Annotated in this window: 17 protein-coding genes; 8 read left to right on the top strand and 9 right to left on the bottom strand. The window is 61.9% G+C overall.

Features of this window, described 5'->3' with window-relative positions; all coding sequences use genetic code 11:
• Positions 1-202: 202 nt before the first annotated feature.
• Positions 203-1,123 carry a histone deacetylase family protein gene (locus LCU97_RS23505; RefSeq protein ID WP_232777911.1) on the bottom strand — a complete coding sequence of 307 codons (921 nt, stop codon included), beginning with the start codon at positions 1,121-1,123 and terminating at the stop codon, positions 203-205.
• A gap of 72 nt (positions 1,124-1,195) precedes the next feature.
• Here LCU97_RS23505 and LCU97_RS23500 point away from each other — a divergent pair, with 72 nt between their 5' ends.
• From LCU97_RS23500 to LCU97_RS23490, 3 genes are all read left to right on the top strand, one after another.
• Positions 1,196-1,765, top strand: coding sequence for a GNAT family N-acetyltransferase (locus LCU97_RS23500; RefSeq protein WP_053151703.1), 570 nt, complete (start codon positions 1,196-1,198; stop codon positions 1,763-1,765).
• A gap of 104 nt (positions 1,766-1,869) precedes the next feature.
• Positions 1,870-2,739, top strand: a complete 870-nt coding sequence (gene tesB / locus LCU97_RS23495; RefSeq protein WP_232777910.1) for an acyl-CoA thioesterase II — start codon at positions 1,870-1,872, stop codon at positions 2,737-2,739.
• Positions 2,736-3,329: an HAD family hydrolase gene (locus LCU97_RS23490; RefSeq protein WP_053151699.1), complete on the top strand. Its 594-nt coding sequence runs from the start codon at positions 2,736-2,738 to the stop codon at positions 3,327-3,329. Before tesB ends, LCU97_RS23490 begins: the two co-directional genes overlap by 4 nt.
• A 57-nt stretch (positions 3,330-3,386) precedes the next feature.
• Here LCU97_RS23490 and LCU97_RS23485 read toward each other — a convergent pair whose 3' ends face one another.
• Entirely contained in the window at positions 3,387-4,334 is a 948-nt protein-coding gene (locus LCU97_RS23485; protein WP_053151696.1) for an alpha/beta fold hydrolase, read from the bottom strand.
• Entirely contained in the window at positions 4,335-5,219 is an 885-nt protein-coding gene (gene ypfJ / locus LCU97_RS23480) for a KPN_02809 family neutral zinc metallopeptidase (RefSeq protein ID WP_232777909.1), read from the bottom strand.
• 197 nt (positions 5,220-5,416) lie between these two features.
• Between ypfJ and LCU97_RS23475 the strand changes: the two genes are divergently transcribed.
• Complete coding sequence (locus LCU97_RS23475; protein WP_053151692.1) at positions 5,417-6,295, top strand: DMT family transporter; 879 nt, start codon at positions 5,417-5,419, stop codon at positions 6,293-6,295.
• Between the two features lie 84 nt (positions 6,296-6,379).
• On the opposite strand, the gene LCU97_RS23470 is transcribed toward LCU97_RS23475, so the two are convergent.
• Positions 6,380-7,717: an MFS transporter gene (locus LCU97_RS23470; RefSeq protein WP_053151690.1), complete on the bottom strand. Its 1,338-nt coding sequence runs from the start codon at positions 7,715-7,717 to the stop codon at positions 6,380-6,382.
• Positions 7,718-7,988: 271 nt separating this feature from the next.
• On the opposite strand from LCU97_RS23470, the gene quiC reads away from it, so the two are divergent.
• Together quiC and LCU97_RS23460 are read left to right on the top strand one after the other, a co-directional pair.
• Complete coding sequence (gene quiC, locus LCU97_RS23465) at positions 7,989-9,890, top strand: 3-dehydroshikimate dehydratase QuiC (protein WP_232777908.1); 1,902 nt, start codon at positions 7,989-7,991, stop codon at positions 9,888-9,890.
• 102 nt (positions 9,891-9,992) lie between these two features.
• Entirely contained in the window at positions 9,993-10,670 is a 678-nt protein-coding gene (locus tag LCU97_RS23460; protein WP_053151686.1) for a TetR/AcrR family transcriptional regulator, read from the top strand.
• A gap of 116 nt (positions 10,671-10,786) precedes the next feature.
• On the opposite strand, the gene LCU97_RS23455 is transcribed toward LCU97_RS23460, so the two are convergent.
• The 4 genes from LCU97_RS23455 to LCU97_RS23440 form a co-directional block, all read right to left on the bottom strand.
• Positions 10,787-11,638, bottom strand: a complete 852-nt coding sequence (locus LCU97_RS23455) for a shikimate dehydrogenase (protein WP_408636436.1) — start codon at positions 11,636-11,638, stop codon at positions 10,787-10,789.
• 5 nt (positions 11,639-11,643) lie between these two features.
• Complete coding sequence (gene aroQ / locus LCU97_RS23450) at positions 11,644-12,084, bottom strand: type II 3-dehydroquinate dehydratase (protein WP_053151684.1); 441 nt, start codon at positions 12,082-12,084, stop codon at positions 11,644-11,646.
• 191 nt (positions 12,085-12,275) lie between these two features.
• Positions 12,276-13,355, bottom strand: coding sequence for a tRNA (uridine(54)-C5)-methyltransferase TrmA (gene trmA, locus LCU97_RS23445; protein WP_232777906.1), 1,080 nt, complete (start codon positions 13,353-13,355; stop codon positions 12,276-12,278).
• Entirely contained in the window at positions 13,352-14,647 is a 1,296-nt protein-coding gene (locus LCU97_RS23440) for an NCS2 family permease (protein ID WP_053151680.1), read from the bottom strand. The genes trmA and LCU97_RS23440 overlap by 4 nt, the downstream gene beginning before the upstream one ends.
• Positions 14,648-14,850: 203 nt before the next feature.
• On the opposite strand from LCU97_RS23440, the gene LCU97_RS23435 reads away from it, so the two are divergent.
• Both LCU97_RS23435 and LCU97_RS23430 read left to right on the top strand, forming a co-directional pair.
• On the top strand, positions 14,851-15,306 hold the full coding sequence (locus LCU97_RS23435; protein WP_053151677.1) for a DUF4879 domain-containing protein: 456 nt from the start codon (positions 14,851-14,853) through the stop codon (positions 15,304-15,306).
• 72 nt (positions 15,307-15,378) lie between these two features.
• Complete coding sequence (locus tag LCU97_RS23430; RefSeq protein ID WP_053151675.1) at positions 15,379-15,945, top strand: DJ-1 family glyoxalase III; 567 nt, start codon at positions 15,379-15,381, stop codon at positions 15,943-15,945.
• Between the two features lie 6 nt (positions 15,946-15,951).
• Here LCU97_RS23430 and LCU97_RS23425 read toward each other — a convergent pair whose 3' ends face one another.
• Positions 15,952-16,239 (bottom strand): HigA family addiction module antitoxin, encoded by a 288-nt coding sequence (locus LCU97_RS23425; protein ID WP_053151673.1) that lies wholly within the window; start codon positions 16,237-16,239, stop codon positions 15,952-15,954.
• Between the last annotated feature and the right edge of the window lie 12 nt (positions 16,240-16,251).

The raw sequence follows: 16,251 nt of genomic DNA, 5'->3' as shown, positions 1-16,251 counted from the left end.
AGCGGTGCCTCAGTCTACATCTTCGTTAACGGACACACCGCTTTCGCGAGCAAGCCCGTTCCCACACGGATGGAGGTGTTCTAGAGCTGTGATTAAAAAACAACCAAGGCCCTGCAAGCTATGGCCGGCCTGGGCTCCAGACCGTTTCGCTCAGGTTATCCACAGCCCGCTCCACAGTCATTGTGGGTAACGCACCCAGGTTTCAATGACAACCTGATGACACCCAGACCCTTTGTGCGCTGTGGTGCAGGATCCCGTGACGTCGGGCGAGGGCCTTGCGGTCCTTGCTGTAGCCGCCGCCGATCACCCCGACTACAGGAATGTCGCGGCTCAGGCAGTGGCGCATGACGCTTTCATCCCGGGCAGCGAGGCCTTCATCGGTGAGCTTCAGGTAGCCGAGGGCGTCGTCCTTGTGCACATCGACCCCCGCGTCGTAGAGCACCAGGTCCGGTTGATAGAGCGGCAGCAGGTAGTTGAGGGCATCGTCCGCCACCTTCAGGTAAGCGGCATCCGTCATGCCCATCGGCAGTGGGATGTCCCAGTCGCTTTGGGCCTTGCGTGCAGGAAAATTCTTTTCGCAATGCAGGGAAACTGTCACTGCATCCGGAGTGTCATGGAGTATTCGGGCCGTTCCGTCACCCTGGTGCACGTCGCAATCAAAAATCAGCACCCGGGAAACGCGGCCGCAGGCCAGGAAATACCGGCTGATGACCGCCAGATCGTTGAAGATGCAGAACCCGGCAGGATGGTCGAAATGGGCGTGATGGGTGCCGCCGGCCAGATGGCAGGCCAGCCCGTGTTGCAGCGCCTGCTCGGCTGCCAGCAGCGAACCGCCCACTGCACGTACCGTTCGGCGGGCCAGGGCTTCGCTCCAGGGCAGGCCGAGCCGCCGTTGGTCTTCCCGAGACAACTCGCCCCCCATGTAGCGTTCGATATAGGCGCGGTCATGGGCCAGGGCCAGGATCTCGGGCGAGCACAGAGAAGGGCGCAACAGGTCCGCGTCACGGGTCAGCCCGCTGTCCACCAAGTGATCGCGCAGCAGACGGAATTTGTCCATGGGGAAACGGTGGTCCGCCGGGAATTCGGGGCTGTAGTCTTCGTGGTAGATAAGCGGTAGCGGCATGGTGATTTCAGCGGCAATTGAGCAGTGAATCCTACCAGCGATGTAGACTTTGGGGATGGAAAGGGAGTGAAGATGGAGCTGATACTTGAACTGGAAAGCCCGCGCCTATTGTTGCGGCAATGGCGCGACGAGGATCTGCCGGAGTTCGCGGCCATGTCGGCCGATCCGCAGGTAATGCGTTATTTCCCCGCGCCCCTGAGTCGACTGGAAAGCGCCGCGCTGATCGGGCGTGTGCGAGGTCATTTCGCCGAGCACGGCTTTGGGTTGTGGGCGCTGGAGCGCAAGGATACCGGTGCCTTTATCGGGTTCACCGGCCTGGGCGTGGTCGGGTTCGACGCCCATTTCACGCCTGCCATCGAGATTGGCTGGCGTCTGGCCCGGGAGCATTGGGGCCTGGGCTATGCCAGTGAGGCGGCGTGGACGGCGCTGCGGTGCGGGTTCGACCGCCTGGGGCTGGAGGAAGTGGTGGCGTTTACCGCCGTCGATAACCAGCCATCGCAAAAAGTCATGCAGGCCATCGGTATGCACCATGACCCGGCCGACGATTTCGAGCATCCAAAACTCGCGGTCGATCATCCATTGCGTCACCATGTGCTCTACCGCATCAATCGTGAGCAGTGGCTGGAAACCCTGCACGGTTAGCCGACACGGACGTTTACAATGCCCGCCAGAGTGGCCCGGGCCAACAATCGATCCGCCGCCGCAGCACCGACTGCGCGGTATGTGCTGTGTGAGGAAAGTCTTAAATGAGCCACGTGTTGGAAGATCTGGTCGACCTGCTGACCCTGGAACCGATAGAAGAGAACCTGTTCCGTGGTCGTAGCCAGGACCTGGGGTTCCGCCAGTTGTTCGGCGGCCAAGTGTTGGGCCAATCGCTGTCGGCGGCCAGCCAGACCGTGGAAGAGGCGCGTCATGTACATTCGTTGCATGGGTACTTCCTGCGCCCGGGTGATGCCGCGCTGCCGGTGGTCTACCAGGTGGATCGGGTGCGTGATGGCGGCAGCTTCAGTACTCGGCGGGTCACCGCGATCCAGAAAGGCCATCCGATCTTTACGTGCAGCGCGTCGTTCCAGTACGACGAGCAGGGTTTCGAGCACCAAAGCGCCATGCCCCAGGTTGTCGGGCCGGAGAACCTGCCGTCCGAGCTGGAGCTGACCCAGCAGCGGGCGCACCTGTTGCCCGAGCACATGCGCGAAAAACTGCTGTGCCCCAAGCCGATCGAGGTGCGCCCGGTCACGGAAAAGGACCCCTACAACCCGCAGCCGGCCGATCCGATCAAATACGTGTGGTTCCGCGCCGATGGCGCCCTGGCGGATTCGCCGGCCCTGCATAAGTACCTGTTGGCCTATGCGTCGGACTTCGGTCTGCTGACCACCTCGATGCTGCCTCACGGCAAATCGGTGTGGCACAAGGACATGCAAGTTGCCAGCCTTGATCACGCCTTGTGGTTCCACGCCGACCTGCGCGCCGATGACTGGCTGCTTTACGCCATGGACAGCCCTTGGGCCGGTAATTCCCGCGGGTTTTCCCGTGGCAGTGTGTTCAACCGCGCCGGGCAACTGGTGGCGTCGGTGACTCAGGAAGGGCTGATCCGCCATCGCAAGGATTGGGCATGAGCCTGACGGATGTACGGCATTGGGTATTCGACATGGATGGCACGCTGACCATCGCCGTGCATGATTTCGCGGCGATCCGCGTGGCCCTGGCGATCCCGCCCGAAGACGACATCCTGACTCACCTGGCAGCGTTGCCGGCAGACGAAGCGGCGGCCAAGCATGCCTGGCTGCTGGAGCACGAGCGCGACCTGGCCCTCGGTTCCCGGCCCGCACCCGGTGCCGTCGAGTTGGTGCGCGAACTGGCCGGGCGTGGTGACCGTCTGGGGATCCTGACCCGCAATGCACGGGAGCTGGCCCATGTGACCCTCGAAGCCATCGGCCTGGCGGATTGTTTCGCCGTGGAGGACGTGCTCGGCCGTGACGAAGCGCCGCCCAAACCGCATCCCGGTGGCCTGCTGAAACTGGCCGAAGCCTGGAATGTGGCGCCCGAGTCGATGGTGATGGTGGGCGACTACCGCTTCGACCTGGACTGTGGTCGTGCGGCCGGCGCACGGACGGTGCTGGTCAACCTGCCGGACAATCCATGGCCGGAGCTGACGGACTGGCATGCGCGCGATTGTGTTGAGTTGCGGCGGATGCTTTTGGCTTGAAGTGGTATTTGGCGGGATGGTTCCATCGCGAGCAGGCCTGCCCAGTCGACACAAGGTTCATTGACCAAACAAAACCTTCAATCCCTCGGCCGAGTTGAACATCCCATCCCCATCATGCCCCACCCCGGGCACTTCGATCAGCCGCTGGTTCAGGCCAACGGGATGACGTCGGGTCAGATAGTCGAAGAAGAAGTGCCCGCGCAGCAGGCGATACGGGCCCTGGGTCTGGGCCTCGCAGCCTTTGTCCAGCGCCGGATGCTCCGGGTCGGTGTCCTGCTGTCCCAGCAGATAGACAATGTCGCGCTTGATGTAGTGCTCTTCCAGCTGGGCGGGCGTTTGCCCGGCGGCATAGGCGGGCAGGTTCTGGAGGCCATATTTCCACTGGTCGAAACTGGGGCAACTGGCGGGGGCGAAGGCCATGGGCCGTTGCGCATCGAAATAGGCATAGGAAGACGGGTTGGCGACGACGAAGCGCGGAGGAATCCGGAACGGCCCCCGGGCGAGCAGGGCGTAGCGCTGGACCACCTGGGCCCCGCCGGAATGACCTGCGATGACGATCTCCTTCACGTCGGGAAACTGCTGCCGGTCACTGACCCGGGCCATGATCTCGTCGAGTACCTGGAAGGAACTCAGCGGATGCGGTCCTGTGGACAAGCCGCCGGCCATCCATTCATTGCCTTGCCAGCGCAGGAGTTCGGCGGGCAGTTGGTGGCGCAGCACATCCTGTTCGTTGAGAAACTGCGGGGCGATGATCAAGGTCGTGGCCAGTTGCCCGGCCTGCCCGGCGGCTTTTTCGGCGCTGTGCAGATAGGTCTCGGCATTGCGCAGCCGACCGTGGAGGATGATCAGCACCCGTTGGATAGAGGCAGGAGGCGGTCCCACGGCCACGGCCATGGCGCCGCCCTTGAGTTGCAGTCGTCCTTGGGCGACGACGGCCACACCCTGTTCGCTTGCCTGAGCGAAGGTGCCGCACAGCACCAGCGCGATCACCGCTGCCCACTTCATCTACAGGTTTTTCGCCGCGAAGGTGTCGCACTGGCTGACCTGGCCCTGGGCGAACCCGGCCTTGAACCAGCGCACCCGCTGCGCCGATGAACCATGGGTGAAGGAGTCCGGTACCACGCGGCCCTGGCCCTGTTGCTGCAAGCGGTCGTCGCCGATGGCATTGGCGGCGTTCAAGGCTTCTTCCACGTCACCCGGCTCCAGCCAGTTCAAGCGTTTCTGCGCATGGTTGGCCCAGACACCCGCCAGGCAATCGGCCTGCAATTCCTGGCGCACCAGCAGACCGCCGTCGCCTTCCATCTGTCGACCTTGCTGGCGAGCCTCCTGGATTTTTGCTGAGACGCCAAGCAGCGTCTGCACGTGGTGTCCGACTTCATGGGCGATGACGTAGGCCTGGGCGAAGTCGCCGGCGGCGGCGAAGCGTTGGGACATTTCCTGGAAGAAACTCATGTCCAGGTAAACCTGCCGGTCCGCGGGGCAATAGAACGGGCCGGTTGCCGAGGACGCCAGGCCGCACGCGGAGTTGACCCGACCGCTGAACAGCACCAGTTTGGGTTGCTGATACTGCCGTCCGGCTTGCTGGAATACCTGGCCCCAGGTGTCTTCGGTGTCGCCAAGGATCGAGCGCACGAATTCGGCCTGTTCATCGTTCGAGGGCGGGGCCTGGCGGGTCTGGGAGGAAGGGGGAGCGCTCTGGTCCATCTGTCCGGCGAGTTGTCCGAGAATCTGCATGGGGTCCTGGCCGGTGATCCAGCCGATGCCGACGATCAGCAGGACGGCCGTCAGGCTCAGTCCCTTGCCACCGCCGAAACGCATTCCGCCTGAGCTGCCCCCATCACCACGGGCGTCCACCACGTTGTCACTGCGGCGACCTTTTTTCCATAGCATGTGGGAATCCTCTGAATTGACCGTGTGAAGAGTGTTGTCCCTTGGCAAGATTGCCGCCAGTTCTCCTCTGAGCTTTCAGGCAATCGTTACCGATTTTGGTTCATCGACCACGAATCCGTCAGCGCGTCCGGATTTTGCATTAGACTTCGTTCGATCACTTGGCGACCTGTCAGGTGGGCAGGTTTCGGGATTTTTACATGACTGTCAGCACCCCGCTTTCCGGCGTCAACCAAGCCTTCAAGGGCATCCTGCTGATTGTCTTCGCGACGTTCCTCTTTTCCAGTCACGACGCTTTGTCGAAATACCTCTCGGGTTTCTATCCGATCATCATGGTGGTGTGGGCCCGTTATGTGGTGCATACGCTACTGATGGCGGGCATTTTCCTGCCCCGTTCCGGGTTGCGGGTGCTGCGTACCAAGCGCCCGCTGTGGCAACTGGCGCGGGCGTTGTGCCTGTTGGGCACCAGCCTGTTCTTCACCACGGCGCTGATGTATATCCCGTTGGCCGAGGCCACGGCGGTCAATTTCCTGGCTCCCGTGCTGGTCACCGCGCTGTCCGTGCCACTGCTTGGTGAGCAGGTGACACGGGGGCAATGGGTGGCGGTGATCTTCGGCTTCATCGGGGTGTTGATCATTGTCCATCCCGGCGGAGACCTGTTCACGCCTGCAGTGTTGCTGCCGTTCTGTTCGGCGCTGTTTTTCTGTTTCTATCAGTTGCTCACGCGCAAGCTCAGTGAGATCGACAGCCCGACCACCAGCAATTTTTTCGCTGGCCTGTGCAATACCTTGGTGATGAGCGCGCTGGTGCCGTTCTTCTGGCAAGTGCCCAGCCTGGTCCATGGCGCGATGATGCTGGCGTTGGGAGCCTGCGGGATGACGGCGCACTTGATGCTGACCCAGGCGTTCCGCTTTGCCGCCCCGGCGCTGCTGGCACCGTTCGGCTATTGTCAGATCGTGTTTGCCGGATTGCTGGGGTGGTTGCTGTTCAGCCACACGCCGACAGTGACCACGGTGCTGGGTATCGTGCTGATTTGCTTGAGCGGATTGGCCGCCGCGTGGCAGCAGCGGCGGGCCTGATGGCTGGCAATACACGCCCCTGTGGCGAGGGATAAATCCCCCGCCATAAAAAAGTGCCAGCCTTGATCGTTCGGATGTAGGGAATCAGTTTTCCAGTGTCGGAACCTTGCGCGGCGCCATGAAGTACATCCAGGTCAGGGCGATGAAGTACATGGCCGGGATCAGGGTGAACAGCACGGTGTAGTTATTGTTGGTCACGGTCAGGATGTGGCCCACCAGCTGGGTCATGAACATCCCGCCGATGGCGGCGCACATGCCGCCGAAGCCAAACACCGTGCTCATCATGTGTTTGGGCGTGTAGTCCATCACCAGGCTCCAGATATTCGCAGTCCAGGCCTGATGTGCGCCGATGGCCAGGGAGATCGCGAACACCGCCATCCACAGGTTGCTGGCACCGGCGGCCAGGATGACGCCGATGATGCAGCAGGCGAACAGCAGCATCGAGACCAGCCGCGCCTTGATCGGGTTGAGACCGCGACCGATCAGGAACGAAGAGAGGATGCCGCCGCCCACGCTGCCGACGTCGGCGGTGAGGTAGATGATGATCAGCGGGATGCCCATCTGGGTCACGTTGATGCCCAAGTTGTATTGCTGGTTCAGGAACGGGGGCAGCCAGTAGAGGTAGAACCAGAACACCGGTGCTGTGATCGAATAGGCCAGGGCGAAGGCCCAGGTGCCGCGCATACGCAGGATCCGGGAGAAGGGCACGCGGGTCTGGTCCGGTTCGCTTTCACGTTGTATGTAGTCCAGTTCCGATTGTTTGACGGTGGGATGGTCTTCCGGGTTGAAGTATTTCAGGCCCCAGAACAGCAACCAGATCCCGCCCAGCGCGGCCATGCACAGGAACGCAGCCTGCCAGCCCCACACCTGAAGAACCAGAGGCAGCAGCATCGGCGTGAACATCGCGCCGACGTTGGTCCCGGCGTTGAAAATGCCCGTGGCCACGGCCCGTTCGCCCGCCGGGAACCACAGCCGCGTGGTCTTCACACAGGCGGGGTAATTGGCGGCTTCGGTCAGGCCCAGGATGAAGCGGCAGACCATGAAGCCCACTGCCGACGTGGCCAGGCCATGGGCACCGGTCGCCAGGCTCCAGAGCAGCACGGCACAGAAGAAGACGCGTTTGACGCCGATCCGGTCGATCAGCCGTCCTTGCAGCACGAAGCCAACCGCATAGCCGACCTGGAACCAGAAGTTGATGTTGGCGTAGTCCATCGCCGTCCAGCTCATTTCCTTGGCGAGGATGGGCTGCATGACACCCAGGGCGGCACGGTCGATGTAGTTCAGGGTGGTGGCGAAGAACACCAGTGCGAGCATGCCCCAACGGGTCTTGCCCACGGCCATGGCGCCGCGGATTTTGTCGCCGATGCCGCCAGTGGTGGCACCCATGCCGGGCGTCAGGGGAGAGCTTTGGGAAAGATTCATAACGTGTACCCGTTTTTGAAATTCTTATGGGTGATCGGGGGGGCATCCATTGGTGTCGGTGGTTTGGCCTGCATCAATGTGGGGCCGATGGTGCGCAGTGGACAAAAAATCGTCAATTCGGCATTCGGCCTTTATGTTCGATAATCGCCCAAAAAACTAACTGGGTGGTACATATTAAATTGCCCAAAGAAACCGGCAACCCAATAATCGGCTCAATCTTTCAAAAGCGGCGCACCTTCTGTAGCCGATGCCTGTCCCGGGAGCCGAAGTCATGCAGCGTTCCATTGCCACCGTATCCTTGAGCGGTACCCTGCCGGAAAAACTCGAAGCCATTGCCGCCGCCGGTTTCGACGGCGTGGAAATCTTCGAGAACGATCTTCTCTATTACGACGGCAGCCCTCGGGAAATCCGGCAGATGTGCGCCGATCTGGGCATCGCCATTACGTTGTTTCAGCCGTTCCGTGATTTCGAAGGCTGCCGTCGCGATCGCCTGGCGCGCAACCTGGAGCGGGCCGAACGCAAGTTCGATCTGATGCAGGAGCTGGGCACCGACCTGGTGCTGGTGTGCAGCAACGCCTCAGCCGACAGCATGGGCGACGAGCGGATTCTGGTGGATGATCTGCGGTTGCTGGCCGAACGGGCCGGTGCTCGTGGCTTGCGCATTGGCTACGAGGCCCTGGCCTGGGGGCGGCACGTCAATACGTATCAGCAGGTCTGGAATATCGTGCGCCAGGCCGATCATCCCAGCCTCGGCGTGTTGCTCGACAGTTTCCACACCTTATCGCTCAAGGGCGATCCGAGCGCCATCGCTGACATTCCGGGCGAGAAAATCTTCTTCGTGCAGATGGCCGACGCGCCGATCCTGGCCATGGATGTGCTGGAATGGAGCCGGCATTTCCGCTGTTTCCCGGGGCAGGGCGAGTTCGACTTGCCGGGCTTTCTGGCGCCGATCATCAAGAGCGGTTATACCGGGCCGCTGTCGCTGGAGATCTTCAACGACGGTTTTCGCGCCGCCCCTCCACGGGCCAATGCCGCCGACGGGCTGCGCTCGTTGTTGTATCTGGAAGAAAAGACCCGCCAGCGCCTGGCCGAAGAAGCCGCGCCTGCGGCCAACACCGATATCCTGTTTGCCACGTCGCCGGCCAGTGAATACCACGGCATCGAGTTTCTCGAGTTCGCCGTGGACGACAGCCTGGGCGCCAAGCTCTCCCACTGGCTGGAGCGACTGGGGTTCGTCAAGGCCGGCGAGCATCGCTCCAAGAACGTGAGCCTGCTGCGCCAGGGCGATATCAATCTGATCCTCAACTGCGAACCCTATTCCTTTGCCCACAGCTTCTTCGAAGCCCACGGACCGTCGCTGTGCGCCACCGCCGTGCGGGTCAAGAGCAGCGCCAGCGCCCTGGAACGGGCCGTGGCCTACAAGGGCCAGCCCTACCGCGGGTTGGTGGGGCCCAACGAACTGGAGCTGGCGGCGGTGCGCGCCCCGGACGGCAGCCTGATCTACCTGGTGGACCAGGAGGCCGACGTTTATGGCACCGATTTCAACTTGCAGCCCGGCGCGGTCATCGGGGCCGGCCTCAAGCGCATCGACCACATGGCCATGGCGCTACCGGCCGACAGCCTGGACAGTTGGGTGCTGTTCTACAAGAGCTTGCTGGATTTCGAGGCCGACGACGAAGTGGTGCTGCCTGATCCGTATGGCTTGGTTAAGAGCCGGGCCCTGCGCAGCCGTTGCAGTTCGATCCGCTTGCCCCTGAATATTTCCGAGAACCGCAACACCGCAATCTCACACGCACTGTCGAGTTATCGCGGTTCCGGCGTGCATCACATCGCTTTCGATTGTGATGACATCTTTGCCCAGGTCAGCCGCGCCAAGGAGGCCGGCGTGCCGTTGCTGGATATTCCGCTCAACTACTACGACGATCTGGCCGCGCGTTTCGACTTCGATGACGAGTTCCTCAGCGAGCTGGCCTACTTCAACGTGCTGTACGACCGTGACGCTCAGGGCGGTGAATTGTTTCACGTCTACACCGAGCCATTCGAAGGGCGGTTTTTCTTCGAGATCATTCAACGCAAAAACGGCTATGCCGGGTACGGCGCGGCCAACGTCGCGGTGCGGCTGGCAGCCATGGCGAAGTCTCGCAGCGGCGGTTTGCGGCACGCCAAGTTGTAGATAAATCGTAAACGCGGCGGTAAACGGCGACCCCGTGGCTTCCTTCACTGCACGGCGCGGCCCATAATCGCCAGCCTGTGCAGTGATGGCCGTGAGCCCGCAATGACTATGAATCCAGAACTGTCCGCCGCCGTCGACGAACCTGTCGCCGCGCCGCGCAAGAGTCGCAAGAACAACCCGGAGAAAACCCGGGAGAACATTCTTCAGGAAGCCATCGTCGAGTTCGTCCAGCAAGGCCTGGCCGGTGCCCGGGTCGACGCCATCGCCGAGCGCATCCACACTTCAAAGCGTATGATCTACTACTACTTCGGCAGCAAGGAGCAGTTGTACATCGAGGTACTGGAAAAACTCTACGGCGATATCCGTAACACCGAGAGCCGCCTGCACCTGGCGGAACTGGCACCGGTCGACGCGATCCGGCGCCTGGTGGAGTTCACCTTCGACCACCATGACCGAAACGTGGATTTCGTGCGCATCGTCTGCATCGAGAACATCCACAACGCCGAGTACGTGAAGCAGTCAGGTGCGATCAAGGCGATGACCAGCACCATCCTCGATTCGTTGGGTGTGATTTTGCGTCGGGGCGCCGAAGAGGGCGTGTTCCGCGCCGGCCTCGAGCCCTTGGATGTGCATTTGCTGATCAGTTCGTTCTGCTTCTATCGGGTTTCCAACCGCCAGACGTTCGGTGAAATTTTCCAGATCGACTTCTCGGATGAAGCGGTCAAGCGGCGGCATCGCGAGATGGTCTGCGAGTCGGTGTTGCGTTACCTGCAAGCCTGAACGCAGCCCCTGTGGGAGCGGGCTTGTTCGCGAATGCGATCTGACAGTCAACCTCTATGGCAACTGTGCGGGCCCCTTCGCGAGCAAGCCCGCTCCCACAGGGAAGCATTTTCAATTCAGTGGTTCATGCTCTGAAAATGCGTCAGCATCCGCTGCACATCCGGTGCTACGCCGCTGAACAGTTCAAATGCCTTCACCGCCTGGAACACCGCCATGTGGCCGCCGTCCAGGGTGCGACAACCCAGGGTCCGGGCGTTACGCAGCAGTTCGGTTTCCAGCGGGAAGTAGACGATTTCGGCCACCCACAACTCGCCCCGCAACAACTCGACCGGCACCGGCATGCCGGGCAGCTTGGCCATGCCCATGGGGGTGGTGTTCACCAGCCCGTCCGCCTCGGCCATGGCGCTGGCAAGATCACGCCCGGCCCTGGCGCGGCCCGCTCCGAAATGCTGGTTCAGATTGTTCGCCAGCGTCTCGGCACGGCTGACCTCGACATCAAAGATGCTCAGTGTCTGTATGTTTTCTGCCAACAATGCGTGGGCAACGGCTGCGCCAGCGCCACCGGCGCCCATCTGGACCACATGCCTGCGCGAAACATCGCTCAGCCCACGACGAAAGCCCTCGGCGAACCCCAGGCAGTCGGTGTTATGACCGACGCGTTTGCCATCCTTGAGCACGACGGTATTCACCGCACCGATACCGCGGGCCTCGGGGGACAGCTCATCCAACAACGGAATAATCGCCTGCTTGCAGGGGAAGGTGATGTTCAGGCCGGTGAAGCTCATGTGCTCGGCGGCTTTCAGTAAGTCGGGCAGGGCGCTGCTGTCGAGTTTCAACATATCGAGATCGATCAGACGATAGAGGTAGCGCATGCCTTGGGCATCTCCCTCGTGTTCATGAAGGGCGGGCGTTCGCGATGCCTGGATGCCCGCACCGATCAGGCCGGCAAGCACAGTGGTTTTCGACATGCTCATCAACCCTTCAACCGCTGACTGAAATGTTCGAGGGCCAGGCGATAGCCATGGCTGCCAAAGCCGCACATCACGCCGACGGCGACGGATGAAACGAAGGAGTGATGACGAAACGTTTCGCGCGCGTGGACGTTCGACAGATGAACCTCGATCACCGGCACTTCGCTTGCCACCAGTGCATCGCGGATCGCCACCGATGTGTGGGTCCAGGCTGCCGGGTTGATGACGATACCGGCGCAGCGGCCGCGGGCGCCGTGAATCCAGTCGATCAGTTCGCTTTCCTGGTTGGTCTGGCGAAATTCTACCGTGAGGCCGAGTTCTTCGGCCGTTCGACCGCACAGCGCCGAGATGTCCGCCAGGGTTTCATGGCCATAAGTCGCCGGCTCGCGGCTGCCGAGCAGGTTGAGGTTCGGGCCGTTGAGCACCAGAACGATTGGAGGCATTGCCGTTTCTCCACAATTTTATTATTGGCGTCGGCTGGTTCCAGCCGGTGGAGATAAATTGTACTAGATGGTTAATTTGGTCAAACGAAGCCGACGCCGTCGGCCATTAAGTGTTCGATGATCGAACGACGGCTCGCACTGGAGCATAGGAATGGAGCGCAGTGGCCAGGGATGGCCCTGGCCACAAAGGACTAACGCCGGGTCAACAACACCCCGGATTCCATATGATGGGTCCAAGGAAATTGATCAAACAACGCACAACGCACGATGCGATGGGTGTCGTGCAGTTGCGCGATATTGGCGGCGAGGGTTTCCGGATTGCAGGAAATGTACAGGATGTTGTCGAAACGCCGGGTCAGCTCGCAGGTGTCCGGATCCATGCCAGCGCGGGGCGGGTCGACGAAGACGCTGCCGAACTCGTAGCTTTTCAGGTCGATGCCTTGCAAGCGGCGGAACGGACGGACTTCGTTCAGGGCCTCGGTCAGTTCTTCGGCCGACAGGCGCACCAGCGTGACGTTATCCACCGCGTTTTCGCTGAGGTTGCTCAGCGCCGCGTTCACCGAGGTCTTGCTGATTTCGGTCGCCAGGACTTTACGTACCCGGGTCGCCAGGGGCAGGGTGAAGTTGCCGTTGCCGCAATACAGCTCCAGCAGGTCATCGCTACGATCACCCAGCGCTTCGTAAGCCCAGTTGAGCATTTTCTGGTTCACCGTGCCGTTGGGCTGGGTGAAGGCGCCTTCCGGCTGGCGGTAGCTGAAGGTGCGGCCGCCGACTTCGAGTTTTTCCACCACATAATCGTGGCCGAGCACTTCACGCTTGCCCTTGGAGCGGCCGATGATGTGCACGCCCAGGTCACTCGCCAGCTTCGAGGCGGCAGCGTGCCAGTGCTCATCCAGCGGGCGGTGATAACACAGGGTGATCATCGCGTCGCCGGCCAGGGTGGTCAGGAATTCCACCTGGAACAGCTTGTGACTCAGCGGCGCGCTGGCCTGCCAGGCTGCCTTGAGCTGCGGCATCAACTGGTTGATGCGCAGGCTGGCGATGGGGAATTGCTCGATGAGAATCGGCGTGCGCTTGTCGTCCTGGGAAAACATCGCGTAATGCCGCTCGCCGGCCTCGCGCCACAGGCGGAATTCGGCCCGCAGGCGAAAGTGCTCCAGTGGCGAGTCGAAGACGTCAGGCTGTGGTGCATCGAACGGAGCCAAGAGGTCGCGCAAGCGTGCGACCTTGTCCTGGAGCTGGGCGGCGTAGGCCTGGGAATCGAAAGTCATGCGTTGAACCAACCCAACTTGATCACGAACAGAATCGACAGGATGACCAGCGCCGGGTTCAGCTCACGGCCACGGCCGGACACCAGTTTGATGGCGGTCCAGGCGATGAAGCCGAAGGCGATACCATTGGCGATGGAATAAGTGAATGGCATCGCCAGGGCGGTGATCACGACCGGGGCGGCGACGGTGATGTCGTCCCAGTCGATTTCCGCCAGGCCCGAGGTCATCAGCACGGCGACGAACAGCAGGGCCGGCGCGGTGGCGAAGGCCGGGACGCTGGCGGCCAGTGGCGAGAAGAACAACGCCAGCAGGAACAGGAACGCCACGACGATGGCCGTCAGGCCGGTACGGCCGCCGGCGCTGACGCCCGCCGCCGATTCGATGTAGCTGGTGGTGGTGGACGTGCCCAGCAGCGAGCCGGCCATGGCGGCGGTGCTGTCGGCGATCAGCGCACGGCCCATCTTCGGCATGTGTCCGTCCTTGCCCATCAGCCCGGCGCGCTTGGCAACGCCGATCAGTGTGCCGGAGTTGTCGAACAGGTCGACGAAAAGGAAGGCGAAGATCACGCTCACCAGGCCGATGTCCAGGGCGCCCTTGATGTCCAACTGCAGGAAGGTCGGGGCCAGGGACGGTGGCGTCGAAAGAATGCCGCCGAACGGGGTGAAGCCCATCAGGATAGAGACGACCGTGACCGCCAGGATGCCGATCAGCACCGCGCCGCGCACTTTTAGTGCTTCCAGGGCAACGATCAGGACGAAACCGAGGGTCGCGAGGATCGGCGCCGGTTGTTTCAAGTCGCCGAGGCCGACCATGGTCGCCGGGTTCTTCACCACGATGCCGGCGTTATTCAGGGCGATCAGCGCCAGGAACAGGCCGATACCGGCGGCAATGGCCGAGCGCAGGGGCAGCGGGATGCTGTTGATGATCCACTCGCGGATACGAAAGATCGACAACAGGAAGAACAGCACGGCGGACACGAACACCGCCCCCAGCGCCACTTGCCAGGTATGGCCCATGTGCAGGACCACGGTGTAGGTGAAGAAGGCGTTCAGGCCCATGCCCGGTGCGAGTGCGATCGGGTAGTTGGCGATCAGGCCCATCACCGTGGAGCCGATGGCCGCCGCCAGGCAGGTGGCGACGAACACCGCGCCCTTGTCCATGCCGGTTTCGCCGAGAATGCTCGGGTTGACGAACAAAATGTAGGCCATGGCCAGGAACGTCGTGACGCCCGCCAGGATCTCGGTCCGCACGTTGGTGTTGTGTGCCTTGAGTTGAAACAGCCTTTCCAGCATGTCTGCTCCCCGTGGCGCGCCGGGCGCCGTGAATGTATCGACTCAAACAGCAAAGCACAGTGCGCCAGCGGCGCCCGGAATTTACTGTGAGTCGGAAAAAGCCGCGCATCATACCAGTAGCATGGCGTTGTGGCTGCGATCGTCGCCGATGTTTTGCCCAGGCAACAACTGGGCCATACTGCGTGCGGTCTTGGGAGGTTTCTATGTATTGCAGGAAAAAAACGCTGGCGGTTGTCGTGGGCTGGATGTTGGGCCTTTGTTTGCCCTGGCAGGCTGCCAATGCCGCGTCAGCCGCGCCCTTGAGCGAGGTCAAGGTGCTCAAGGTCGAATCGCCGGCCTGCGGCTTCGAAGACATTGCCCAAGGGCAGGCCCAGACCCGTTGCGACCACAGTGGTCCGAATATCAAGGTCTACGTACTGGAAGTCGGCTACGGCCGCGAGCCCCACGTCACGCTGGACGGTTTCGAGGTCGATGGCACCCGCTCGCCGGTCTGTGCGTACAGCAACGGCAATCTCAACGACTGCTCCACCCAGACCCGGGTGGTCGGCTATCTGTACATCTTCGACCTGAAGGGCAAGCAGGAGGGCACCTTCAGCTTCAGCAACGTCTCGATCAATGCCCCGGGCAATCGCATGTCGACCCAGTTGTACATCAAATAAGCCGCGCAACCGGCAGGACGCGATCCGGCAAACCTGTCTAGGCTTTCAGAAGTCATGCAGCGGAGAGTCACCATGATTCCTGGAACCAAGATTGCCCGAGCCCTGATTGCCGTCGCCGAAGGGGTCGACGACCTGCAAGCCGTCACCCTGATCGATGTGCTGCGTCGGGCTCAGGTCGAAGTGGTTGTGGCGAGCATCGAAGGACGTCGCATGCTTACCTGCGCCCGCGGCACCCGGTTGACCGCCGATGGCATGCTGGTGGATGTGCTGGCGCAGGATTTCGACCTCATCGTCCTGCCCGGCGGCATCATCGGCGCCCAGCACCTGGCGGCTCATCAACCGTTGCAGCAATTGATCAAGGATCAGGCCGCCGCTGGTCGCTACTTCGCTGCCATCTCCGAAGCCCCAGCGCTGGCGTTGCAAGCATTCGGCGTACTGCGCCAGCGACGCATGACCTGCCTGCCCGCGGTGAGTCAGCAACTTTCCGGCTGCACCTTCGTCGACCAACCGGTGGTGGTGGATGGCAACTGCATTACCGCCCAAGGCTCGGCCGCCGCCCTGGCATTCGCCCTGACGCTGGTGGAACAACTCAGCGGCAAGGGTGTGAGGGCTGTGGTGGCGGCGGAGTTGCTGGCCTGACAGCGATCAGGCGTGCTGGAGGAACGGTTCGATATAGGGTTGTTCGCGCTGTTCGGCTTGCCACAAGTCATAGTCGGTCTGGACGCCCAGCCAAACCCTGGCCTTGCCAATCCCGGCACGCTCAAGGCGCACCGCCAGATCAGGGCTGATTGGCGCATGGCCGTGCAGTACCCGCGAAAGGTGAGGCCGGGCGAAGCCGAGGTGTCGTGCCAGCTCCGTGACTGTGATGCCTAATTCAGGCAACACGTCCACCAGCAGCGTTTCGCCAGGGTGTGGCGGATTGTGCATGGGCATGTTCCAGCCTCC

This window comes from Pseudomonas uvaldensis, from assembly GCF_021271205.1.
GTDB classification, from domain to species: domain Bacteria; phylum Pseudomonadota; class Gammaproteobacteria; order Pseudomonadales; family Pseudomonadaceae; genus Aquipseudomonas; species Aquipseudomonas uvaldensis.
This window is presented reverse-complemented; position numbering and strand designations above follow the sequence as displayed.